Genomic DNA, 22591 nt, shown 5'->3' on the forward strand with positions numbered 1-22591 from the left:
CGGCCCTGCTCATGACACCAAGCCCTCACGCGTGGCTGGTGTGTGCGATTGGGGTGCCATCAAGCGGCAGCGACAGGCGAAACACGGCACCGGGTGCATTGCCAAGGAATTCGAGCTTGCCCCCATGGGCTTCCGCACCGGCTTGGGCGATCGCGAGGCCAAGCCCGGTCCCATCGCTGCGTCGCCGAGCGGGATCACCACGAAAGAACCGCACGAACAGGTGTGGCAGTTGGTCCGGGGAAATGCCATGGCCATCGTCACGCACGGTGAGGGTCATCTCATCCTGCAACTTCAATTCAAGGGATACTTCCCCGCCCGCCCGGCAGTATTTCATCGCGTTGTCAACCAAGTTGCTCACGACCCGGTCGAGCATCCGCTCATCCCCCGATATCCGTCCGTCATCCGCGTGGACCACAAAACGAATCCCGCGGGCCGCCGCAATCGATTCGAACCGCACACGGACCCGATCGAGGAGTGCCCGACAATCCACGTCCTCCAAATGCTCCAGCGGCACACTAGAATCCGCACGCGCGAGGAGGAGGAGATCGCCCGCAAGTCGTGTCAACCGCTCGACCTCCTCGCGACAACGGATGAGCGTCGCTCGGTATTCCTCGACGGTGCGGTCCCGCTTCAGGGTCACATCGATGTCACCCTTGAGCACGGTGAGTGGGGCACGCAACTCGTGGCTCGCGTCAGCAGTGAATTGACGTTGCACCTGAAAGGCACGGTCCAGTCGGTCCAGCATGCCGTTCAGCACGGTGACCAGGCTGGCGAATTCGTCGACGTCGGCGTGAGCGGTAATCCGCTCCGACAAGGTGCCCTCCGAGATGGCCTCGGCTTGCGCGGTGATTTCTCCGGTCGGCCGGAGGGCGACCGCCGCCAAGTTTCGACCCAACGCGTATCCCCCGACCGTGCCGACCAGGGTGAGAAGGACCAGGAACAACGCGAATCGCACCAATGTCTGCCGAAGCGGGCCGGTCGGTGCCGCGACCTGCAGTACGTGGACCTGATGCGCCGCCCCGACCAATTCCATCGGATACACCACACTGCGGAGCGCGCGCCCCTGCCAGCGGTGCGTCACCCTCGCCACGCGGCCGGCACGCGCCTCTGTCAGCGCCGACGGGGGGAGGGTGAGGTTTGCCGTCAGGTTACCGCTCCGCACCACCGGCTGTCCGCTGAAATCCCAGAGTTGTGCGTACCGGATCAGTTCCGCCGGCGGGCCCACGCGGGCGGCGAGCAGGACTCCCTCATGGAACTGGAACGCGGGTCCGCTGGTGGCCGCCCCGGCCCGCGCTTCCACCTCAGCAAGATGCAGGAGGGTATCGTCGAGCTGTTGATACAGAATGGTCCGCAATGCGAGGATACTGACCAGACCAGCTGTGGCCAGAATGGCAAGCGCCCCGAGGGCGACGCGAAGCGCCAGGGCGAGGCGGAACGAACGCACCCTATTCATCTCCCAGCCGCAGCGCATAGCCAGCGCCCCTGATCGTTTGGAGGAGCCGCGGGTCACCGTACCGTTCGAGTTTCTTACGCAGGTTCGAGATATGGGCATCGATCATGTTTGTCTCGGGGTCAAACGACATATCCCACACCTGCTGAAGCAGTTGGACCCGTGTCACCACCTGTTCGGGGTGCAACATGAAGTGCTCGAGCAGCCGGAACTCCCGTGGCGAGAGCTCGACACGGCGGTGCCCGACCCGCACTTGGCGGTTGAGCCGATCAACCTGCAGGTTGCCGAAATGCAGGACGCCACTGACAGACCCACTCCGTCGCCGCGTGAGGGCGGCGACCCTCGCCAACAGCTCATCGAAGTCGAACGGTTTCGTCAAATAGTCATCGGCGCCGGCGTTGAGACCGCGCACCACGTCCGGTGTCGAATCGCGCCCCGTCAGCATCAGAATTGGCGTGTCAATTCCCTCGCGCCGGAGATCGGCCGAGAGCTCGAGTCCCGTCCGTTTCGGGATCTGGATGTCCAACAGGATCAGATCATACAAGTAGATGTGGCAGAGGTGTGAACCCTCTTCACCATCAGTAGCCACATCGACGGCATGGCCCTCCTCTTCCAAGCCTTGCTTGAGAAAGCGGGCCGTTTGCGAGTCATCCTCGACGACCAAGATGCGCATGCCGGCTCCCGAGAAGTTGGGCGGCCGCGATGGGGGGGGGAATCCCCCATCGACGGGCCGAGGACTTGAACGAATCCAAGAAACCTTAACCTCGGCTCGAAGGTCCCGTAATCGTTGGCCCGGTATCATCAAGCACGGGGGAATGGGCCGATCAGGTCAAATTTAGCAGCGGGAGGCGGTGATGCGACGATTGGTGACCGATGAGCAGAGTGAGTGGCTCGCGGCCACAGGCCGACGGAGGCCGCGCACCCCAAGATCAAGAACCAGTCGAATGCTCACCCGGATCGCGCTAGGCGTGGGATTGCTACTTCTCACCCAAGCCGACGTGGCGGGTGCGCATCCGGTCCTCCGGCGATCAATACCCGCCGCGGCCGAGACGTTGACCATTCCGCCGAGACTGCTTCGGCTCAGCTTTAGTGAGCCGGTTGAATTGCGCTTCTCCAAGATCCAGTTGATCGACGCCAGGGGGACAACGGTGGCATTGGATCCACTCGCCACCATCCCGGATTCACAGGGCACCATCGTGGCCACGCTCGACCGCCGCCTCGGGAACGGATCATACCTGGTACGATGGCAAGTGGCGGGCGCGGATGCGCACGTGGTGCGTGGTGAGTTCCGCTTCGTGGTGAACATTCCCGAACAGCTCCGCGCGGAAGGCGACGCCGGCAGTGTGGCGCCGCCCGACACTCCGCACGAAGTCCATCAGCCGACGGCAACGGCTGGGCCACCATTTGACGTGTCCGACCCGCTCTTTGTCGGAGTGCGTTGGTTGATGTACATCGCGCTCACCGGCATCGTTGGCGCTGCGGTATTTCAGATGGCTGTCCTCCGACGCGTCGAGCTGCACTGGAGCCGTCTCGGCATCGCCCCGCGAGCGGGGCTGACCGCGCTCTGCGCCACCGTCGGGCACGTCGCTGCCGTCCTGCTCCTGGTCACGTTGCCGCTGCGCCTGGCCGCGCAGTCGGTGGCGATGCACACACCGGGACAGGCATTTCAGGCAGACATGATCGGTGGGTTGATCGTGCACACCACGTGGGGATGGGCCTGGGCGGCGCAAGTGATCCTCGGCGTGGCGGCCGTGATCCTGTTCAGGCGGGCCCAGACGACCGGGCGGTGGATGCCCATCCGCGTCGTGGGCCTCTTGCTGGCGTTTACCCCAGCGCTTTCGGGACACGCCATTGCCGCTGAGCGGTGGATCCCGCTGGCCGTCCTTTCCGATGGACTGCACATCATTGGTGCTGCGGGCTGGCTCGGCACGCTGGCTGTGATGTTGATCGTCTCCATCACCGCCGCCCTGGGACCGATGGAGGACCACGGCGCGCTGGCCGCTGAGTTGGTGACAGCCTACTCCCCCGTGGCGCTCGGATGCGCCGCGTTGGCGGGACTCACCGGCGTGGCCTCGACCTGGATTCACACCGGCCAACTCGACCAACTCTGGACGACAGCGTACGGTCGGGTGTTGTTGCTCAAGCTCGCCATTCTCTTGGTGGTTGTCGCCACCGGTGCCTACAACTGGCGACGCGTGCTCCCCTCGCTTGGGGATCAGATCGGTGCTGTCCGGGTCGTTCGCTCTGCCAGCGCCGAAGTGATGGTCGCCATGCTCGTGCTCTTCGTCACCGCCGTTCTGGTAGCCCTGCCGACTCCGCTCCCCACGAGCGGCCCCTGAGCGAGCTGATCACCAGGCGTGAAGCACGATCGCTCGATCGGCTCCCCGGGAATCCGCGCGCGTTCTACTTGGTCTCTCACGCCTGGAGTTCCCAGCCATTGGTGGAGAGCGTAGATCTAGGCTCCCTCTCCAAACTGAGGCTGGTCATGAAGCAGCTCAGCCGGGTCCGTCAGGCCTGCAAGTTTCTCAAGGCTCACCGGCGGCAGGCGCGCGCCAAGCTTCAAATGCAGGCATGCATCTCTCCCCACAAGCCGTGCCAAACGATCTGACAGCTAGGGCACTTGCCAATCGGCCACCCGCCACGCCCCCGCGTCAAGCCTCGCCGAGCCCAGTCAGAGGAGTCGGCCCGCCCAGATAGCAACTGCCGCCGGCACCAGCGCTGGCGGACAAGCATCATCTTCCTTCTCGAGATGTGGTCACGGGACGAGGGGACCAATCCCTCTCCTCCGGGGCGTAGCCCTCGGGAAGGGATCTGGCCCACGGAACGACCCCAAGGCATCAGCTGCCTTGGGGCCGGGACCTCCCGTGATGAGACACCGGGCTACTGAGGGCTGCTGCCCCGGAATCCATTCTCACTCAAGAACCGCGTCAGCACCGCCCGCTCCTTCGTGATATCCGCGACACAATTTTGGACCGCGCGCTCGACGGCTTCGGTGTACGCCGCTTCCTGCTCGTTGTTGGTCTTGGTCCCGGCGACTCCCAGGAAGCCTTTCGCAAAGCCCCCTACCCCGCCACCCCCGCCCTTCTTGCTCAGCCCGCGGCCCGTTGTGCGCAATACGGTCTCGCCCGAGACGTGGGTCACGGTGCAGCCCACCTCAGCATAGGACTTGTTCTTGGAGAACGCGCCGAGCAGTCCGCCGCCGACGCTCCCGAATCCCGCGGCGATGTCCTTGTCTTCGTTCGAGAGCTCCATCAGGGAGCCCGTGATGATGAACTCGACCGACGGTCCTTGGTCGGTGGAGAGCCCCAGCCGTGCCTGGGTCTCGAGGAACTTCGGGTCCGTATTCCGGAAGCGGAATGACTGCGCGGCACTGAGGAGGTTTTGGAAGCGCTCGCCGATCTGCTTGCCCAGCGTCGCCCCTTCACGCTCCGCCGCGTCGAGCGACTGGTTGGTTGCGCCGCCCTGCTGGATGGCGGCAGCAAATCGTCCGAGGTCCGATCGCTCCTGGTATCGCTTGGAATTGAAGAGGGCTGTGAAATCGAACGCGGCCACGGCAACAACCAGCCTCTCCGTGGCGGGCAACACCTCAACTACGACCGTATCCGGCACCTCAGCGCGCTTCAACTCACGCTTGGCGCGGTTGGTCTGCGCCGTATCCGATTGCGCTTCGACTGCATGAGGTGCGGCGAGGGACAAGAGCAATAGACCAAGGACGGCACAGCGAACAAACATGAGACACTCCTGCGTCGGGGTGAGTGGTGCAGCTCACCATACCGCACGCCCAGGCCCCCTTCCGCCTACCCCTTGGCCCCACCCCCCTCTCCTGTGTCATGGTGACCATAGTCGTCCACCGCATCTCAGGAGCCTGCCATGCATGCCTCGACACAGCCAGTCCCCACAGCACCGTCCTATGTCCAGCACTCCCTCCCTTTTGCTCACCTCACCGAAGAGGACCTTCGCTACCTGGCCGAAGAGCAAGCCGAGCGCGAGGAGATCATGGCCATCCTGGACGGCATCGATGCCTGCGACGAGGTGGACCGGCAGATGGATCAGGACTACGCCGAGCACCTCGACGCGTGGCATGAGCAATTGATGCTTGACCTCCAGGACATCGCCTAACCCCTTCTAATCCCCCAATCACCGAGCCGACCATGCCGTACCCCATGGCACTTCCCCCGCTCCGTACCATCACCGCACTGCACGAACTCTTCCGCGAGCACTTTCCGTTGCCTGACGATCCCTGCTTCAGTCCCGTCGGCATCCGGCAGATCATTCGTGACGTGCGAGCATGCGGACACCTCGGCCGCGCAGTCAAAGGCGCGACACACGAGCTCGTTTCCGAATGCCCCACCGAACTGCAGGAGATGATCGGAACGACCTTATCACTCACAGCCGACGTGGACGTCCCAGTCGCCGAGCTCTCGGTAGCGGTCGTGTACACCTACCTGGTTGCGATCGCAGAGTGGCGTCGCGTCGGCACCATCACCCCGGAGTCCATCTACGCTATCGTAGAGCGACTCGATCTGTTGATCACACTCTGTGCCGTCCACACGCTTTCTGGTGACCCCAACATCGGGCTCACCATGACCAACGACACCCTGGAGGTGACGATCCCACACCGCCGACGGTAACGGCTTGCGGCGTGCGCTCCCGTGGTGGCGGGAGGGCACCCCAGGCGTCGGCCTGCGGTATAGTGGCCGCATGACTCGACGCCCGAAGCACCATGAGCCCGACGATCTGGACGGTAGCCCCGAGGACGACCAGGCGGGGCTGCCGTCATTGTTTGAGGAATGCATCGCGGATCGAACGCTATCGAGGCGCTTTGTGCTGCCGGCGTTGCTGGCGGTGATTACCTGATGGCACTCGCCGCGATGATCGTGGCCCGGCTTCATGCCGTCGGGCGCACCGCACGCGTGCTCCTCATCGGGGGGTGCACGGACCGAGAAGAACCAACTCATGAACGCCATGGGCTGTGACAGATCCACCAGGTGAGGCCGCCTGAGGCTGAACTTGGTAGCGCGGGACGACCACGGACGAAATCGGGGGGACCGTGATTAGCGACGAATATGTTGATCTGACGCCGGCACAGCGTGCGGCGATCGCGAAGGTGCGCTTGCCCACCGCGCCGCGGGGCCCTGGCGATCGGAGCCTGCTGGAGTGGGCCTTGAGAGCCGACGCTCGCGCGGCCCTGACCGCCTTTGGGCGCAACCCGGTGGAGTGGCCTGGACCTGCTACGCTCGCGGTACAACTTGCCACCGCCCGCGTTGTGCGTGGGCCTCTCCCCCTCGTCGCAAGCGAAGCACTGCTGCAGGCCACGATACGGTGGTACGCTCAGGGCGTGCTCGACAAGCTCGCCGAGGACGACCTTGGTCGCACCGAGGCCCGCGAGACGGTATCGACACTCGAGCTGATCCTCCGCGAGACCGCCGATCTTTGGCCACGACTTCGCCTGAGCGACGACGGAGAGGTCCTGGTCGACCCAACCGACCCGGAGGATGAACGCTAAGCGCCCACAGCAGCGCTTGCTGCGGGCCCCCCGAGATGCTGTATGGTGCGGAGTTCGGCTGATGCCGAAGTCCGCACCCACTCGGAGATTCGATGACCACCCCGCCCACTCCCCCGAACCGTTCCCGCCGCCGCCCACGAAGCCTGTTCCAACAGCGAGCAGAATTCATCGTGGGCCATCGGGCGGGCGAGAGGCCGAAGCCGCTCCCCAAACAGCTGCATTTCGCCACCGTGTGCGGCGTGGATGCTGAGGGACGATATGGTCAGCCGGGCTTCACCTTCGTGATCGCGCGTCGTCGCCGAGCTGAAGCCGAGGCCGTCCTCGCGTGGTTCGAGGCGGAATATCGACGGCGTGAAGTTCCGAGGGAGGCCTGGCCGGCAATGACGGTCACGTTCCGCGCGAAGTTGGACTCGACGCTGATGTCACAGGCGGTCGAGGAGCTGCACGCGATCGTTGCCAGTAACAACGACCCCTGGCTGGACGTGCCAGATTACTGCGAATACATGTCGCAGGCGTTTGACCAGTGGCGGGCAGACAGAGCGGAGGCCGTGGAATTCAGGCGCGCTGAGCTGGAGGAGGAGGCAGAGTTGGACGCTTGGGAGCGCCGTGAAGGTTGGGTCGCTGATCACAATGGTAGGGCCCGGCGACCGAAGCGTCGCGCGGTATCCTGACCGCATGGGAAGATCACTCGCTTTTGGACTGATAGCCGCCATTGGCAGCGCCGCGCTCCTGCCGCTCGCGCCAGCAGTGGGGTTACTCGCTCTGGCCGTGGCGGCGTGGTCGCGCCGGCCTATGCGTCCCTGGCGTTGTCCGGAGTGCGCGCGCCGGGCCCGCGCACGGCGGTTCTGGCCATGACGCGCTGGATTGACGAAAAATGGACGCCGCCCAACAAGGACGAGGATTGGTCTGACTTTTACGACAAGGTGACGATCATTAGAGAGCAGCCTCCTCGCCCCGCACTTCCTGTCTCGCCCTGGCGTGGTTCGAGGCTTGAGCCGACGTGGGACAACCGCACGGTGCGCGAGGTCGTCCTCGATCTGACCGCGCACTGGTCGCCCGCTTTCCGTGCGATGGCCCACGAAGTGGTGCGGCACGGCTTCGATACCCCTGCGTCCAGGTATCGCACTCGGCGCGTACACAACGCCTTTATCGCGGCGGTATGGCAGGGGCAATGTCACGAGAATGCGGACGGGAGCGCTTGGGCGGTGCACACGCGATTTGTCGCGAGGCTTCGACAGGTGGATGCGCACCCCGCGCCTGAACCGCACCACTGCCAGCAGCTTTTCGACATCTGGTTGGGACGATGCGACGACTGGGGGACACCGTATAACCCGCCAGTCGGGTGGGCGTGGCCTTGGGCACCTCGCCTGAAGCCAGCCCCGGATCGATGAGTGATTGAGGAGTGTAGCGGTGGCGGTATGGTGGGACAGACGACGACCCCAACGGAGGCATCATGTCTGACCCGACAGCCCGCCCAACCTGCCCGGCCTGCGGGCGCACCGACAACATCTGGGGGATCCAGCGACTCCGCGGCTACGACGGCGTGTCGTATTGGTGGTGCCCGACCTTTGGATGCGGGGCGTTTCCACGGGCCGATGCGCCAGGGTCGGACTTTTTCGCACGGGAATGGCGGTGGCGGTGCGAGCGACTCGGCACCGATCCCACGGTGGTGCCGCAGTTTGAGCCTGATATGCGGCTTCCACCTAACGCGGAGGATCGCCGCTGACGGCAGGCGCCCCGGATGTGGAGGACCCGCGCACCGCGGCGCGCCGATCAGACCGCCTCAGCGCAGTAGAGAGCGCCCTCACGGTCGGCCCAGAATTCCACCCCGTCGAGAAAGTGCTCAATCCTCACGCCCACTATGACGTTGTCCGGCGGTCCACGGTACTCGGTCATAATCCCAACTAAGCGCGGCACAGCGGTGTATGCACCGTCGCCCACAGGCTCATAAGTAGCGAGGAATGCTGGGCCGCCGCTCATTCCCTTCGGTTTCGCCCCGACAACTCCCGCGCCGTCCAACCCCACACAGGAAGCCTGGTCGTAAGACATGGCGAAATGCACTCGAGGATCGAGCTGCAGGGCCTTGTACACGGAGCTGGGAGAACAATTGCATACCACCGACATCAGTTGGGACGACAGGGTCTGCTGAGCATCACGAAGTTTCGCCCGCGACGCGGGGTACCCCACGGCGACGACGGACGCACCTTCCTCAAATCGGAAAAATGGCAGCACCGCTTCGAGCGGAATGGCTGCTGCCGTCGGCTCATCCGCGTCCTCGCCGATCGTTGCCGCAGCCCAGACTATGTCGGCAAGCGGAACACCATCACCTAAGGCCACCAGCCTCCAATGACGATTCGGCCAGGCAGTGCTGCCATGCGGGGAGACACCGAACAACTTCGTCTCTGGCCCGACAATGACATGCTCTGCGGTCACCAGGATTCGCCGTGGACCGACTGCCAGAATGAAGGTGGTACCTGTCGGTGAGATCTTCCCGCTACCCTGCTCCACGATTGTGACCGGGCGGATCCCAATCGCAAGGGCCCGAATCGCCTCTCGAAGGCTCGCAGTCGGCTCGACCCATCATCCATCGAGAGTGCCCCTTGAAGCCATAAAATTGCTTCAGCATGTGCGTGGCTGGCCCTGCCATGACGAACGCGTCAAGCGTTGGGCTAGGGGGGATGGGCGATGGCGTCAGGCCCCGACCGGATCATCTGGTTGTTCACCAGCTGCTGCTGGCCGTCCAGTCACGGGGAGTTGGACCGGAACGGGGCCCGATACTGGTGGGAAACTGTTCCTCGGAGAAATATGCTCGCTGAGGCGAAGACCCGCCGCTCTGGAGCGATCTGGGGCAGGTTCCACCCCACTGCGGAGGAATTCGAGGTCGTTGAGCATCACATCCGTTGCGGATTGATCCGCGACCTTGAAGGTCGCTGGAGCCGGACAGGTTCACCAAGTCATTTTGACACGCCCGTCGGGCCTTCAGGGGAATTGAGGTTCGCCGTGCAGACGAAGTGGTACTTGACGGCCAGTTGCCCGTACTGCTGTGTGACATATGCTTCAACGTCGCGGCCTACCACATGCGACAGGCGGATGCCCTTCCGCGCGGCGATGCTGTTGGCCTCCCTCGAGCACCACACTCTGAATAGCCTCGACCACCGCCGCGGCATCGAAGGGCGGTTGACCATCTCGCGTCATTTGCAGCATGGCGTCCACGCTTTGATGCAGATGGATCGTGGCGCCGGCTGCCGCGCACTCCGCGCGCAACTCGCTCGCCATTCCCTGGTCATACTTCCGATTCTCGAAAAAGGCGGTGTCGGAGGACACGAGGTGCAAGTCGGTCGTGACCCCTTGGTCGATCGCACATTCCCAAAGGAGGGAGTCCTTGAACTGTTGATTCTTCGGAGGGAAGCCGGTCCTCCAGAACGCAGAGTCAACGCGCGGCTGCTGTGGTCCAGCGTCAGCGGGACCCGCTCGATCAGATGGTTGAGCTCGCCAAGTCGTGTCCTGACGCGCGCTTGGACTTCCTCGTCAGTAGGTACCTGGTAGTCGTCACGCCCGCCCATAATCACACTCACAATTCCGTAAGCTCGAGCGATCGACTCCCTCGCCTCAGCGACCAGGCGTAATGTGTGCTTGTGAACCTCGCGCTCTACAACTTCGGGCAGCACCACGCGACCGCCGAGGCGCTCCACCTCAAAAAAGAAACGCCGATCCGAGCGGACTGTTCAGTAGCGGATTGGCTACCCAGATATTGGTGTCGATGATGACTGCTAAGGTCATTGATTCCCCCATTTTGACAGCGAGGCTCCACACGCACTTGCCTTGAGCCATGCGTGTACCTCCGCATGGCGCAAACGGGTCGGGCGACACAGCTTGCTGAGTCCCCAACGCACGCGTGTTAGCAAGCTGGCTTGCGGCCGAGATGCCTGAGCCACGCCTCCACCACTCGCCGGACAAGCCGAGTGGCAACTCGATGGCTCATTGGAGTTGCAGGCGGCTTTCTGTCTGTGGTTCCATGCCGGCTCTCGCGTCCGATGGCTCGATAGGAGTTGGCAGTGTGACAGAAGAGTTCGAGCTTCGCCTTGGTAGCTCCGCAAACTTCCGCGACCCGCCCGTTCGTACCGGACTCGACGAGTTCGTATGCAAAGTAGAGCTCAGACCATGTCGGTTTCGTCGCGGCCGATCACCGCGAGCGCGTCCCACGCGAGCGACGAGGTCAGGGCGCCGTCGAGGACCGCCGACGCGGTGACTGTCCTCGGGTCCGCCTGCGGGATGCCGTTGATGGACATGATGGCCGTTCCCAATCTGACACGTATCTCGATTCCCTGCAAAGCCATCACAGTGTGAACGGTCCGCCCGGCCGCGTCGACCCCGAGGAGCCGTCCGGTCAGTCGTAGTGCGCGGAAGGCCGGGTCGAGAATTTTGCCGACGCCGTTGACCGCCGCGAGGTGCTCTTCAGCAAGGCTCCGAACCGGCGCGTAGTCGAGGCCGGCAATCGAAGTGGATAGCGAAAGGGCAAAGCCCCCTTCAAAGCGCGTCACACCCACCTCACGGGACTCCAGCGCGACCGCTAGATTTTCGAGATCTGAGGGGTCGCCTTCGATCGGAATTTTCCAAGTCACCACTGGCGACGCGTCCATCTTCCACGGCCTCCTCGTTGGATCGCACAACTATTCCACAGTCGACACCGGCAGTTGAACGCTTACCGGGAATCTGAGGGCCGACGCGACGCCCCGCCACTGTTCCGCGCCACCCCATCACCCCCTTCCGTTCTGGACCTTGCCCTCGACCGACACCCGAGAGCGCGGCCGAGCCAGGCCCGACCGCCCGGCGCTGGTGCTCAACTAACCGAGTCTCCGGAAGACATGGGGCGATTCATTGTGGGATTCGGTAAGATCGAAGAGTGCGCTAGATGCAACACCGACGACCAACTTCCGTTCGAGTAGATAGGCCATCATGCCCTCTGGCTGAATGGTGAGCGGCGACTAAGCATCGAGGTGCGTCGTTTCGCACGTACCACGAGGCATCAAGTAGCCTTCGCAGTCAACGATGGCGACCGCATGGGGCCCCGAGCCGATAAACCAGCTCATCGTCCACCACATCCGCCGAGGAGTTCAACAGCTCGCCAACCGCGCCGATCCGGAGCTCAGGGAGGGGGTTCCCATCCAAGGATTGAAGCCCTGCCTCCCCCACCCGGTAAGGCAGGCGGAGGGGAACGGACGGATGGCGGCGAGGGGGCATCGGGCTCTTCGATTAGGGTTGCTAGGAGGCGCTGATGGCTGGCGACCCGACCGGGGTACTCATCCAATCTACGAGTACCCGGGGCCGGTCGAAGGGGTGGCGGGTTGGCCGGCGGACGATGGCCAATGGAGACCGCAATCAGGAAAGCTGGCACCTGGGTGTGACAGCGGTCAAACGGCCAGCAATGGCTCGCCCCGCTTGGCTCGGTGGGGCGGCTGTCCTAGCACGTGAGTTCCGCTGCACATCGGCCGGATCTGCCAGTCGACCTTTGTCGGCATTTGCCCAGACAGGGCCTTTTCGCGTTCATGGCTTTGGTCGGTTTGCCGAGACTGCGCCGAAGGCCTATCTCCGAGAAGTGAGGGTAGTCTGTTGGGGTTTTGCGGCGGGGCTTCGAATAGCGACGAATGTGATGGATCAAGGCCTGGACGCCGACCCGCGCGCCCGCGCGGGTCGGAAATAGGGTACGAATGCCCCTAGGGACCAAATCAACCTGAATGCCGCCGTTTCTGAGTGCCGATTCCGCGCCAAACCCCGCGCAACTGTCACCAAGGCACGTCAACGAATGGCCGGAAAATGGCGACGAGTGAGCATTCGGAATTAGCCTCCAAGACGGGGATAGAACCCTCAGGGAATTACGCTTGTTACCCTGCCACGCGACCACATATCAGCGACGACATCGGGCGCATATCAACCCAAAATCTCAGCCCGAACCGCCACCCTCCTGGCAGGACGATTCACGTCATTCGGTGATGCGCTTTCAGTGCACCTGAGGGCCGAAATGCACCGCCCGCCTCGACCCCTCATCCGGCGAGACGGGCTGAATAACTGTGGGCCCCCCTACCCCGCCATCCGGGTTGGAGTGCCCGTTGCCATGCTCCGGATCGAGGCCAGAATGCCCTGCGCCTCGGCGTCTGAGACCCCCTTGTCTCGGCGCTGGATCCACCGGCGGCGCGCGGGCGTCTGCTTCGCCTCGGGCAAGGCAGCAAGCGCCTCATCGATCGCGGCCGTAGTGGCGCTCGCGACGCCACCAGTCCCGCCGCGGCGACGCGTGAGCTCCGCCTCCGCTTGGGCCTGGAACTCGGTGAACGACCCCTTCGCCTGGGCCCAGGACAAAGCGCTCTGGAGGTCGTCGTCCGACATCGCGGAGAGGGGCGTCCCCTTGGTCTTGCCGAACGGGATCGCAGGGCATGACCCGGAGCGAGGCGCCGGAATGGCTGAGCGCGGGGCACTTGACTGCTCGCGCCAGGCGCCACGCGCGCTGGCTGCGTTGCCGTCGTCGTCGTCGTCCGCCACGATGCCGAGTGCCGCTGACAGGCCATATCGCCGGCCGTAGGTGAGCGCGGAGCCGGCCCCCTGCGCAGTGGCCTTGTCCATCGGCATCCGCACGCTGGTCTCAATCCATTCTCCGCTGACGTGCTGCAGCCGAGTGAGCACCTCGGTTCCCGCCTCGTCCGCAGCGCCGCCGGACTGGATCACCATCACACCCTCCTCGAGCAGAGCAGGCGTTGCGGCCTCGCTAATGGCGGCGAGCGAAGCGTAGCTGTTCCGGAAGTGGGGATTCGAGGCGTCCTTGTGAATGGGCCGCATTTTCCCGCGCGCCTGCACCAGAGCCAACGCCAGTTTGTCGAGCGTCTCGCTGTGCCTCATGACCTACCTCCAGGCATCCGGTCGGTCCAGGTGGCGCGCTTGAACGGGTTGGTCATGTCGAGTCTCCGGTTCAGTGGGATGCCACAGCATACCGCCGGATGGGAGTTTGTCTGGGCTCGCGCCAAGGGCAGCGCGCACACGGTTGGTCGCGAGGCGTCGGCAAGCGGTGCCGTCCCCGGCCCCGGGATGTCGAGCCCGCGGGGCAACGGTGCGATCGAGGGTACTCCCGATTTCCGCATACGCATGGCCTTTGCCCTTCATGCGGATGAGTGATTTCGTCTCGGTGGCGGTACAAGGGCGTTGCGGTCGGCCGGCGGGCATGGTGCGCCATCAGTGGGAGTCGGGTCGAGCTCAGCCCGATACTCCCAGATGGCATTGGCCGGGGATGCCGCCAAGCCACCAGATGGGCTGGTCGCATGAACTGGTCGCACGATTTCACGATACAAGCCGCATTAAGCCGCCATGTCAGAAGGCTCTCAGCGTCAAGGCCTCGCGCTAAGTCCTTGTGGGACAACACATTTAGCGTGGCTGGCGCCTACGCACGACGGCTTAGAAGGCTGCTGCTCTATCCAGCTGAGCTACGGGCGCCGGGAGGGACGCCGAAATGTAGCCCCCTCCCCGGCCCCGGCCACTACTTGCGAACGGCGTCGCGGATCTCGCGGAGGAGGACGATGTCCTCGGGGGTCACGGCCGGCGCCGGCGCCGGGGCCGGCTGCTCCCGCTTCATCCGGTTCATGACCTTGATCATCTGGAAGATCACGAAGGCCAGGATGATGAAGTTCAGCGAGATCGTGAGGAAGTTGCCGTAGGCGAAGACGGGGACGCCGGCTTCCTTGACGGCGGCCAGGGTGTTCGCCGTCCCGGCGGGGACGTCACCGAGCGCAACGTAGAAGTTGCTGAAGTCGAGCCCGCCCACGGCCTTCCCGACCAGCGGCATGATCAGGTCGTTCACCGCCGAGTCCACGATCTTGCCGAAGGCCCCGCCGATGATCACGCCGACGGCGAGATCCATCACGTTGCCCTTGAGGGCGAATTCCTTGAACTCGGATGACATGGACATACGGAGCCTCTGGGGCGATCGGTGTGGGGTCGGGGCGACTGGGCGTGGGAATCGGAAGGATCATAGTGCACCTTTCCCCCTGAGGAAACCCGGGCGCCGCCCGCATCGTAGATTGCCCGGCGATTCACTCCCGTGCCCCACCCACCCCGACCCAGGCTGGCCATGCTGACTCCTGCCGCGGCGCTCGCCGCCCTGACCCTGCTCACCGCCCCGCCCACCGACGGCGTCGACGTGCTGCGCGCCGTGCACGCCAAGTACGCCGGGAAGTGGTTCACCACGATGACCTTCGTGCAGAAGACGACCTTTCTCAACGGCCGGGTGCAGACCTGGTACGAGGCGATGGAAGTGCCGGGGAAGCTGCGCATCGACATCGCGCCGGCCAGCGCCGGCCAGGGGATGCTCTTCCGCAACGACACCCTCTATCGCTTCGCCGCCGGGAAGCAGGCGCCGGCGCGGGCGATGAAGCACCCGATGCTGATCCTCCTGCACGACGTGCACGCCGTCCCGCTCGACACGACGGTCGCCAAGCTGAAGAGCCTCGGCTTCGACCTGTCGAAGACGTACGAGTCGACGTGGGAGGGGAAGCCGGTGATCGTGGTCGGCGCGCTGGCGGGCGACACGACGTCGTCGCAGTTCTGGCTCGAGAAGGACCGCCTCCTCCTGGTCCGGCTGATCGACCCGACCATGGACGCCCGCTTCGGCGGCTACGTCAAGCACGGGTCGGCGTGGGTCGAGCGGCGGATCGAGGTGTGGCAGAAGGGGCAGCTGGTGCAGCTGGAGGAGTACACCGACGTGAAGACCGGCGTGACGCACGAGCCGGGGCTCTTCGACCCGGCGCGCACCACGACGCCGACGTGGGTCGGTGCCGGCCAGGAACGGTGGCCCGCCCCGCCCCCGCCCCCTCCGGGCAGCTGAAGTCGGTCTATATTTCGCGCCCCGGTCACTTCCGTGCCGGGGCGTTGTCCGTCCGAGCCCGTGAGGAGTGTCGATGTTCGCATCCCCCATCCTGTTGCTGGCCCTCGCCGTGGGCGGCCCCGGGGTGTCCCCTGGCGAAGCGGTGGTCAAGGCGGCCTATGCCAAGTACGCCGGCAAGTGGCCCACGTCGTTCACCTACCTCCAGAAGACCGTGCTCCCCGACGGCCGGAAGGAGACCTGGTACCACGCCGTGAAGCTGCCCGGGCTCCTGCGGATCGACGTCGCGCCGGACATCACCGGCCGCGCGATCCTCTATCGCAACGACTCGCTGTACAGCTACGGTGCCAAGCAGATGAAGACCCGGAGCTGGTGGCCCAACTCGTTTCTGGTGCTCACCGGCGACCTCCACGTGGCGCCGCCGGCCGAGACGATCAAGCGGCTGCGCGCCTTCGGCTTCAATCTCGACATCACGCACGAAGAGTCGGTCAAGGGCGTGAAGTACATCGTGGTCGGCGCGAAGCAGGGCGACCTCCGCTCGAAGCAGTTCTGGCTCGAGAAGGAGCGGATGATCGTGATGCGGCTGATCGAGCCAAACGGCGCCGATCCCTCGCGTCCGATGGAGGCGCAGTTCACCAAGTACACCAGGCTCGGCGGCGGCTGGATTGAGGGCTTCGTGCTGATCACGCTGGGCGGGCAGCCGACGCAGGTCGAGGAGCGCTACGAGATCAAGAACAACGCGAAGATCGACCCGGCGATCTTCCTCCCCGGACCGTACCGGCTGCCGGCGTGGGTGGGGTCGTTGGCGGACGTCTACGGGACGCCGACGCGGATTCGCTAGCGCCCCGCGGCAGGTCCGGATGACGAACAGCCCCGCCACGAGGATCTCGTGGCGGGGCTGTTCAACAGATCGGGGCGCCGGGATTCGAACCCGGGGCCTTCCGCTCCCAAAGCGGACGCGCTACCGGACTGCGCTACGCCCCGTAGCACCTAAACTAACCGCGGTCTGCTATTTCGGAACGGGCGTGAACCGGCGGCTGTTCACTTCCGAGGCGGCTTCGTCGGTCGGATCTCGATCCGTGAGGGAAGCGCGTGGGTTGGAAAGCGCACCAAGGTCATCACGAGTTCCGCGACGTCCCCGGGTTGGATCTTCCATGCGTCCTGCGCATTCGGGGTGTGGTCGTTGAAGTGCGTGGCGACGCTCCCCGGCATGATGTAGTTGACCCGGATCCCGTGCTGCCGCACGTCCAGCATCAAGGCTTCGCTGAACCCCACCAGCGCGAACTTCGACGCGTTGTAGGCGGCACCGCCTGCGAACGGGTTCTTGCCGGCGAGGGAGGCGATGTTGATGATCCAGCTGTCGTCCTGCTGGCGCAGGTGCGGGATGGCCTCATGGCAGCAGTAGAAGACCCCGTCCAGGTTGGTCTGGATCACCTGATGCCAGTCGTCCGGGGTCAGCTCGCCCATGGGGGCGAACTTGCCGACTCCCGCATTGTTGACCAGGATGTGCAGCCCGCCGAAGCGCGCCACGGCGGCGGCGATCATCTGCCGCACCTCCTCGTGCTTGCGGACATCGCACACCATCCCCACCACGGTCCCCGGGTGGCGGTCGGAGAGGGTGCGCGCGGCGTCTTGCACCTCGGCCTCGTGGCGCGCGGAGATCATCACGTTGCACCCTGCCGCGGCAAGTGCGTCAGCAATCGCGTAGCCGATCCCCTTGCTCCCACCGGTCACCACTGCGGTCTTGCCCTGCAGATCCTGAGTCATGGCCGTTTCGTGGGTTCGAGTGATCCGGGGCGCGTTGCACCCAGCAGCACAAGCTTACGCCCCGTCCGTAGGCGAGCAACGATCACACGGCGCCTCGGCTCCTCGGCACGCACTCCGTCGTGACCTGCTGCAAGGTCTCGCCCCACCCCGGAGAATGGCATCTGGCGTTCCCGGAGGGCGGCGGCGATAATAGCGTCTGTCCCGCACAGAGCCGCAGAGTCGGTCCGCCCGCCGCCAGCAACCTCACCCAGGATGCGTGCCTCCTGCCATCATCGCTTGATGCCTTCGTCGTGACGAGTGTTCTGCGGCCATGACCCTCTCCCCCGCTGAGGAAGAGGAGTTCGCCAGCTTCCCGGATCCGCTGCGCGCGTTGGTGAGCGCCGAGCTTGCGGCGGGGAATGCGATCGCGGCGCTGGGACACGGCTTTCCGGCCGCGCCCTGCGGCGCCTACCTCATGCTGGCGCAGCCGGTCGACGACGCGCGCAGAGTCAGCACCGGAGAGATCGCCTTCTACGATCGCAATGGCAGCAGCTACGCCGGGGAGTTCACGGACCACCAGCGGCACTTCTTCGTGGTTGAGCCGCCGCGCCCTCCCGAGCCCGCTCCCGACATGGACGCCATTCGGAAGCAGCTGGAGTCCGACGATTGGCAGCACGGTCGGACGCTGCACCGGACCGAGGAGGAGGTGGACCCGGAGTCCCTCGTGGGTCGATTCCAAGCCAGCATGGAGATCGACTACGAGAAGTGGCGGGAGGGGATCGGGTACGACCTGGAGCTGTTGTCACAGGCCACCCCGAAGGAACTGGAGCGGATTGAAGCAATGGTGCAGGACCGACGGGAGGCAGACTGGCGGGACATTGCCGCGCTCGCCGCGCTCGGAACGCCCACCGCACAGGCCTCGCTGAGACGGGCACTCGCCAGCGGAGATTCCCGCATCCAGATGGCCGTCCTGGAGTATGCGCCGGACGCCGCCACCGAGTCACAACGGATCGCCGTGCTGGTCCAGGCACTCGAACGCGCGACGCTGTATGGCGGGCTGTCGCAGGCGCTCGACCATATCGCCAGCTTTCATCCGCCGCCGATCGTCGACACGCTGTTGCGTGGTCTGATGGAGCGCGATGGTGCCACCGCGTGTCAGTTTGCCGGGATGGTGTACTTCCTGTTCGGGAAGGCCGCCTCGCCCTTCGATTGGGACCACCGCCCCTTCTTCCTGCGCTTCAACACCGACGACCTCGAGGAACGCGAGGTCGTGGTGCGCGAACTCCTCGCGACGATCGGCAAGGATCCCAGCCGGTACATCAAGCCCGAGCCACTCGCGCCTTAGGCCGCGCCCTCCGCCTCGCGTGCCAGGCTGGTCAGCACGCTGCGTTCATGGCCCGAAGTACTGATCGTAGCGTCGCGTCGCCAACGCCTCGTCGAACTTCCGGGCAATCTTCACGATGATCAGGGTGTTCGCGCCGGACGGTGCATAGACCGAGAGCAGGTCATTGCTGAAGCTCACGGTGACGGTATCGGTCCCGATGACGACCTCGGTGGAGCGGTGTCCCTCTTCCTGAATGTGCTTGCCCCGGGTTCCCTGCAGCGACGTTTCCAGAAACGCGACCAGTGCGTCGTGGAGTCCTTCCTTCACCCCATCGATCGCGTACAGCCGGGAGTCCGGTCGTTGCGTCAGCTTGCCTCGGTGTGGCATGGCCGCGGCCGAGGGGCGCGGCACCACTCGGCGGTGGCCGGCAGCATCCGCCTCCCACGCGAAATAGTGATCAAACCAGGCGGCGTCCACATCGACAAAGTCGCCGGTTGGTGACGCGGCGAACTGCAGCGGGACGTCACGCGTGGCGCCGGTGGCGATGGTGATCTCCTGGAGCACCGGCACTGTGTCACTCTTGGTGATGCGCACATAGCGCTGCTCGTCGGGCGAGAGGCTGAGGGGCGCCTTCTTGTCGAGATCGGAGACGAGCCGCACGAGTGGCACGCGATGCACCTCGAGTGTGCGCGTGTCGAGCACGGCACTGGCGGCCACGTACAGGCCTGGGGTGCGGAAGAGGAGCTCGTCCACGAGTCCTTCGACCCGCGGTGAGGCATTTGGTGTCGCGGTCGTGTCGGGGGGCGTCACGGCATGCGCGAGCGGCTGGCCCACATCACGGTGGCTCAGGTAGACGAACCGGACGGCCGTCCCCGTGGATCGCAGCAGGTACGTGTATCCGCTGACACGCGGTGCGCTCACCTGCACCACGAGCGCGGGTGTGGCCCCTGGCACAATCGCAACGGCTTCGATGGTGTCGTACGTTTCGATCGAGTCGGGCGGCGGGGTGGTGCCATCAAAGTTGTCGCGCTCATGCACGGGCCCTGACACGCGCACGGCTGTGCCGTTGTGGGTGACCGCGAAGTGCGCCTGCACGGTCAGCCACATCCCGGCATTCTCCGAATAGCCCGCATCGATCTGCGATATCAGCGTCCCGATGGTGAACGGTCCGACCACCTGGGTGCGCGCCGGTTCGTTCCGCTTGACCACGCGGAACCGATACTGCAGGCTCCCGCCGTCGACCGCCAGCCATTCGCTCCACGCACGTTGGGCCGCGCCAGGGCGCCTGGGGAGTGGTACCTGGAATTCCGCGACATCGGTGCCAAGCGTCCCGGTGTTCACGCTGAGAATGCGTGCCTTCCGCTCGGTCCACACCTCCACCACCCCCGGCACGATGTACCGTCCCCCCTCGCGTCGCGCGTCCTCGGCGAAGAGAATGCCCGGGCGCGAATCGAGCACGGACGATGCCCCGGCGATCGCGAGCGCCATGTGTGGCGGCGCCTCACCGGAAGGAATCGGTGGGGCCGCCGCTTCCGGCCAGGAGAGTTCCACCGCCAGCAACAGCTTCTCACCCTCAAACGTCGGCGGGACGTCCGACATGAGTCGCATCACGCCGCCGATGACTCCGAGGAGTGCGACATGAATCGCGGTGGCCGTCAGCGCCGCGCGGACCACTGGCACATCACCGGCCTGCGCCAACCACCGGCTCACCACCAGCCCGATGATCCCTCCGGCCGCGGCCGCAAAGAGACCCGCGTAATACACGGCGTAGGCCGAGCCGGACCCGCGGTTCGGGGTCGGCTGCCACGTGACGGCGAGGGTGGCGATCCATACGCCGCACGCGGCCCCGACGATGGCCGTCACCGCTCCCACACCCAGGGACGACAGCCACGACGTCAGCAGCGGTTTCATCGGTGGCTCACGCGCGCAGAGGTGCCGAGCGCCCTGGGCGGCATGCGGTCGTCAGCGCGCACGCGTAAACCGCAGGTCGCGCACCCGTCCTGACTGCAGCACGAACCCCGTGATGCGGCCGCGCGCGTCACGCGTCACGTCGATCACCGCCCCGCTGCGCACGAAGCCGTCGCGGTAGGTGGGATCGACCGTCCCGAGCCGCCGCCCCGCGGTGTACACCACGAGCGCGCCCTTCTCCACGCGCCAGCTGTGCGTCGTCTCGATCTCCTCGTTGCGGTACTCGCCGGCATACTCGGCGAGCTGAGCCGCCGTGAGCACCACCGAGTCGACGCGCTCATACGTCGTCGTGTCGGAGGCCGACCGGGAGAGGAGTCTCGCCGCGTCGCCCTGTGCAAGCCGCAGTTCGGTCCCGCGCCCGAGCCGGAAGCGCCCGCCGCCGAGCGGAATCACGCGGGTCCGCTCACTGCCCACCGCGATGATCGTGTCCCCCGCCACGCGGATGCGCTGCACCTGCCCGCGCGCGACGTTGCGCCAGATCCCTGTGATGGCCTGCCGCTCGGAGGCCGGGACCGTTGCCGCCGGCGCCGCGTCGAGTGCGGCCGCCCAGGCACTCGCCGTGTCCGGCGCCATCCGGTCGCCGAGGTAGACACTCGCCACCTGCCGCGCGAGCGTGTCGGCACCGGCGTTGGCGACGTTGCAGAAGGTCGCGACCGCGAACCGCTGCTCGGGGAAGCGCAGGAAGTGCCCGCGGTAGCCGGCCCAGCTCCCGCCGTGCGAGACCACGGGGAGCCCGCGGAACGTGCCGGCATTGAGGCCGACGGCGTACGCCTGCGTGAAGCTCGAGCGCGCGGGCGAGCCGTTGCTGAGCGCGGTCGGCGTCGTCATGGTGCGCACGATTGCCGCGTCGCCGACGAGGAGGCGGTCGTAGTTGTCGAGCCAGCGCCCGAAGTCCTCGATGGTGGTGTGCACCCCGCCCGCCCCCACGATGGCGCCATCGTAGGTGTTGCGCGCCACGCGGAAGCCACCGCTGGTCTGCGGCGAGTACGCGGTCGCGAGGCCGGGGATCACCATCGCATTGTCGCCGAAGTAGCGCGTGTCCCGCATCCCGAGCGGCGCGAAGATCCGCGACTCGGCGAATTGCGCGAGCGACTTGCCGGTGAGGCGATAGACCGCCTGTGCCGCGAGGATCCATCCCGAGTTGGTGTAGAGGTAGCGATCCCCCGGTGCGTAGTTGGTCCCCGCCGAGCGAGTGATCACCTGCAGCGCGTCGATGGTGTCGCCGCGGAAGGTGCGGCCGGTCTGGCCCCAGAGCGTCCAGAGATCGCGCAGGCCGCTCGTCTGGCTCAGCGCTCGGCGCCAGGTGATGCCGTCGGCGTACGCGGGCATCTCGGGAAAGAGCTTCCGGATCGGATCGTCGAGCGAGAGCTTGCCGTCCCGCTGCAGCAACAGCATCGACATCGCCGTGAACTGCTTGGAGATCGACCCCACGTCGAGCACCGAGCGGGGTGAGAGCGCGATCCCGTGCTCGAGGCTCGCCATGCCGTAGCCGCGCGCGTAGAGGAGCCCGCCGTCCTGGTAGACGCCGAGGGCGCAGCCGGGGGCGTCGGAGCGGTCGAAGCGGCGGAAGACGCTGTCGGCACGGAGGGCGCGTGCGTCGCGCTCGCCGATGATGTGCTGGGCGTGGGCGGCGGCCGGGAGCGCGGCGAGGCCGAACAGGAGGGCGTGCGCGCGCAGGATGGGACGCAGGTGCATGAGGAGGCTCGGGGAGTGGGGGCGGGGGCCGGACCTCCCAAG

The 22591-nt window shown here is 65.5% G+C and carries 19 protein-coding genes and 1 tRNA gene; 9 read left to right on the forward strand and 11 right to left on the reverse strand.

The window, feature by feature from the left end:
* Positions 1 to 25: 25 nt before the first annotated feature.
* Both IPG05_15815 and IPG05_15820 read right to left on the reverse strand, forming a co-directional pair.
* Positions 26 to 1510 (reverse strand): HAMP domain-containing protein, encoded by a 1485-nt coding sequence (locus tag IPG05_15815; GenBank protein ID MBK6496541.1) that lies wholly within the window; start codon positions 1508 to 1510, stop codon positions 26 to 28.
* Complete coding sequence (locus IPG05_15820; protein MBK6496542.1) at positions 1446 to 2123, reverse strand: response regulator transcription factor; 678 nt, start codon at positions 2121 to 2123, stop codon at positions 1446 to 1448. Before IPG05_15820 ends, IPG05_15815 begins: the two co-directional genes overlap by 65 nt.
* A gap of 295 nt (positions 2124 to 2418) precedes the next feature.
* Between IPG05_15820 and IPG05_15825 the strand changes: the two genes are divergently transcribed.
* Positions 2419 to 3789 (forward strand): copper resistance protein CopC/CopD, encoded by a 1371-nt coding sequence (locus tag IPG05_15825; GenBank protein MBK6496543.1) that lies wholly within the window; start codon positions 2419 to 2421, stop codon positions 3787 to 3789.
* Between the two features lie 541 nt (positions 3790 to 4330).
* Here IPG05_15825 and IPG05_15830 read toward each other — a convergent pair.
* The gene (locus IPG05_15830) at positions 4331 to 5182 is read right to left on the reverse strand and encodes a hypothetical protein (protein MBK6496544.1); all 852 of its coding nucleotides are present in this window, start codon (positions 5180 to 5182) and stop codon (positions 4331 to 4333) included.
* A gap of 138 nt (positions 5183 to 5320) precedes the next feature.
* On the opposite strand from IPG05_15830, the gene IPG05_15835 reads away from it, so the two are divergent.
* The 5 genes from IPG05_15835 to IPG05_15855 all read left to right on the forward strand — a co-directional run bounded on the left by IPG05_15835 (position 5321) and on the right by IPG05_15855 (position 7627).
* Positions 5321 to 5569 carry a hypothetical protein gene (locus IPG05_15835; protein MBK6496545.1) on the forward strand — a complete coding sequence of 83 codons (249 nt, stop codon included), beginning with the start codon at positions 5321 to 5323 and terminating at the stop codon, positions 5567 to 5569.
* A gap of 44 nt (positions 5570 to 5613) precedes the next feature.
* The gene (locus tag IPG05_15840; protein MBK6496546.1) at positions 5614 to 6081 is read left to right on the forward strand and encodes a hypothetical protein; all 468 of its coding nucleotides are present in this window, start codon (positions 5614 to 5616) and stop codon (positions 6079 to 6081) included.
* A 70-nt stretch (positions 6082 to 6151) separates the two neighbouring features.
* The gene (locus tag IPG05_15845) at positions 6152 to 6307 is read left to right on the forward strand and encodes a hypothetical protein (protein MBK6496547.1); all 156 of its coding nucleotides are present in this window, start codon (positions 6152 to 6154) and stop codon (positions 6305 to 6307) included.
* A 481-nt stretch (positions 6308 to 6788) separates the two neighbouring features.
* Positions 6789 to 6956, forward strand: coding sequence for a hypothetical protein (locus IPG05_15850; GenBank protein MBK6496548.1), 168 nt, complete (start codon positions 6789 to 6791; stop codon positions 6954 to 6956).
* Between the two features lie 92 nt (positions 6957 to 7048).
* Positions 7049 to 7627, forward strand: coding sequence for a hypothetical protein (locus tag IPG05_15855; protein MBK6496549.1), 579 nt, complete (start codon positions 7049 to 7051; stop codon positions 7625 to 7627).
* Positions 7628 to 8729: 1102 nt separating this feature from the next.
* On the opposite strand, the gene IPG05_15860 is transcribed toward IPG05_15855, so the two are convergent.
* From IPG05_15860 to mscL, 4 genes are all read right to left on the reverse strand, one after another.
* Entirely contained in the window at positions 8730 to 9389 is a 660-nt protein-coding gene (locus IPG05_15860) for a hypothetical protein (protein MBK6496550.1), read from the reverse strand.
* A 1721-nt stretch (positions 9390 to 11110) separates the two neighbouring features.
* On the reverse strand, positions 11111 to 11596 hold the full coding sequence (locus IPG05_15865; GenBank protein ID MBK6496551.1) for a hypothetical protein: 486 nt from the start codon (positions 11594 to 11596) through the stop codon (positions 11111 to 11113).
* A 1438-nt stretch (positions 11597 to 13034) separates the two neighbouring features.
* On the reverse strand, positions 13035 to 13844 hold the full coding sequence (locus tag IPG05_15870; GenBank protein MBK6496552.1) for an ERF family protein: 810 nt from the start codon (positions 13842 to 13844) through the stop codon (positions 13035 to 13037).
* Between the two features lie 631 nt (positions 13845 to 14475).
* Positions 14476 to 14904 carry a large conductance mechanosensitive channel protein MscL gene (gene mscL / locus IPG05_15875; GenBank protein ID MBK6496553.1) on the reverse strand — a complete coding sequence of 143 codons (429 nt, stop codon included), beginning with the start codon at positions 14902 to 14904 and terminating at the stop codon, positions 14476 to 14478.
* A 162-nt stretch (positions 14905 to 15066) separates the two neighbouring features.
* On the opposite strand from mscL, the gene IPG05_15880 reads away from it, so the two are divergent.
* Positions 15067 to 15819 (forward strand): hypothetical protein, encoded by a 753-nt coding sequence (locus IPG05_15880; GenBank protein ID MBK6496554.1) that lies wholly within the window; start codon positions 15067 to 15069, stop codon positions 15817 to 15819.
* 73 nt (positions 15820 to 15892) lie between these two features.
* Positions 15893 to 16657 carry a hypothetical protein gene (locus IPG05_15885; GenBank protein ID MBK6496555.1) on the forward strand — a complete coding sequence of 255 codons (765 nt, stop codon included), beginning with the start codon at positions 15893 to 15895 and terminating at the stop codon, positions 16655 to 16657.
* A 69-nt stretch (positions 16658 to 16726) separates the two neighbouring features.
* On the opposite strand, the gene IPG05_15890 is transcribed toward IPG05_15885, so the two are convergent.
* Together IPG05_15890 and IPG05_15895 are read right to left on the reverse strand one after the other, a co-directional pair.
* Positions 16727 to 16800, reverse strand: a tRNA-Pro gene (locus tag IPG05_15890).
* 57 nt (positions 16801 to 16857) lie between these two features.
* The gene (locus tag IPG05_15895) at positions 16858 to 17583 is read right to left on the reverse strand and encodes an SDR family oxidoreductase (protein MBK6496556.1); all 726 of its coding nucleotides are present in this window, start codon (positions 17581 to 17583) and stop codon (positions 16858 to 16860) included.
* Positions 17584 to 17893: 310 nt separating this feature from the next.
* On the opposite strand from IPG05_15895, the gene IPG05_15900 reads away from it, so the two are divergent.
* Positions 17894 to 18907 (forward strand): hypothetical protein, encoded by a 1014-nt coding sequence (locus IPG05_15900; GenBank protein MBK6496557.1) that lies wholly within the window; start codon positions 17894 to 17896, stop codon positions 18905 to 18907.
* Between the two features lie 45 nt (positions 18908 to 18952).
* Here IPG05_15900 and IPG05_15905 read toward each other — a convergent pair whose 3' ends face one another.
* On the reverse strand, positions 18953 to 20797 hold the full coding sequence (locus tag IPG05_15905) for a hypothetical protein (protein MBK6496558.1): 1845 nt from the start codon (positions 20795 to 20797) through the stop codon (positions 18953 to 18955).
* 51 nt (positions 20798 to 20848) lie between these two features.
* Positions 20849 to 22549 carry a beta-lactamase family protein gene (locus IPG05_15910; GenBank protein ID MBK6496559.1) on the reverse strand — a complete coding sequence of 567 codons (1701 nt, stop codon included), beginning with the start codon at positions 22547 to 22549 and terminating at the stop codon, positions 20849 to 20851.
* Positions 22550 to 22591 lie beyond the last annotated feature (42 nt).

It is taken from the genome of Gemmatimonadota bacterium, assembly GCA_016704275.1.
Taxonomy (GTDB): Bacteria; Gemmatimonadota; Gemmatimonadetes; order Gemmatimonadales; family GWC2-71-9; genus Palsa-1233.

Coding starts and splice junctions, on each gene's coding strand:
- IPG05_15820 (MBK6496542.1), bottom strand. CDS start 2,123: ATGCGCATCTTGGTCGTCGAGGATGACTCGCAAACGGCCCGCTTTCTC.
- IPG05_15830 (MBK6496544.1), bottom strand. CDS start 5,182: ATGTTTGTTCGCTGTGCCGTCCTTGGTCTATTGCTCTTGTCCCTCGCC.
- IPG05_15835 (MBK6496545.1), top strand. CDS start 5,321: ATGCATGCCTCGACACAGCCAGTCCCCACAGCACCGTCCTATGTCCAG.
- IPG05_15840 (MBK6496546.1), top strand. CDS start 5,614: ATGGCACTTCCCCCGCTCCGTACCATCACCGCACTGCACGAACTCTTC.
- IPG05_15845 (MBK6496547.1), top strand. CDS start 6,152: ATGACTCGACGCCCGAAGCACCATGAGCCCGACGATCTGGACGGTAGC.
- IPG05_15855 (MBK6496549.1), top strand. CDS start 7,049: ATGACCACCCCGCCCACTCCCCCGAACCGTTCCCGCCGCCGCCCACGA.
- IPG05_15865 (MBK6496551.1), bottom strand. CDS start 11,596: ATGGACGCGTCGCCAGTGGTGACTTGGAAAATTCCGATCGAAGGCGAC.
- IPG05_15870 (MBK6496552.1), bottom strand. CDS start 13,844: ATGAGGCACAGCGAGACGCTCGACAAACTGGCGTTGGCTCTGGTGCAG.
- mscL (MBK6496553.1), bottom strand. CDS start 14,904: ATGTCCATGTCATCCGAGTTCAAGGAATTCGCCCTCAAGGGCAACGTG.
- IPG05_15880 (MBK6496554.1), top strand. CDS start 15,067: ATGCTGACTCCTGCCGCGGCGCTCGCCGCCCTGACCCTGCTCACCGCC.
- IPG05_15885 (MBK6496555.1), top strand. CDS start 15,893: ATGTTCGCATCCCCCATCCTGTTGCTGGCCCTCGCCGTGGGCGGCCCC.
- IPG05_15895 (MBK6496556.1), bottom strand. CDS start 17,583: ATGACTCAGGATCTGCAGGGCAAGACCGCAGTGGTGACCGGTGGGAGC.
- IPG05_15900 (MBK6496557.1), top strand. CDS start 17,894: ATGACCCTCTCCCCCGCTGAGGAAGAGGAGTTCGCCAGCTTCCCGGAT.
- IPG05_15905 (MBK6496558.1), bottom strand. CDS start 20,797: ATGAAACCGCTGCTGACGTCGTGGCTGTCGTCCCTGGGTGTGGGAGCG.
- IPG05_15910 (MBK6496559.1), bottom strand. CDS start 22,549: ATGCACCTGCGTCCCATCCTGCGCGCGCACGCCCTCCTGTTCGGCCTC.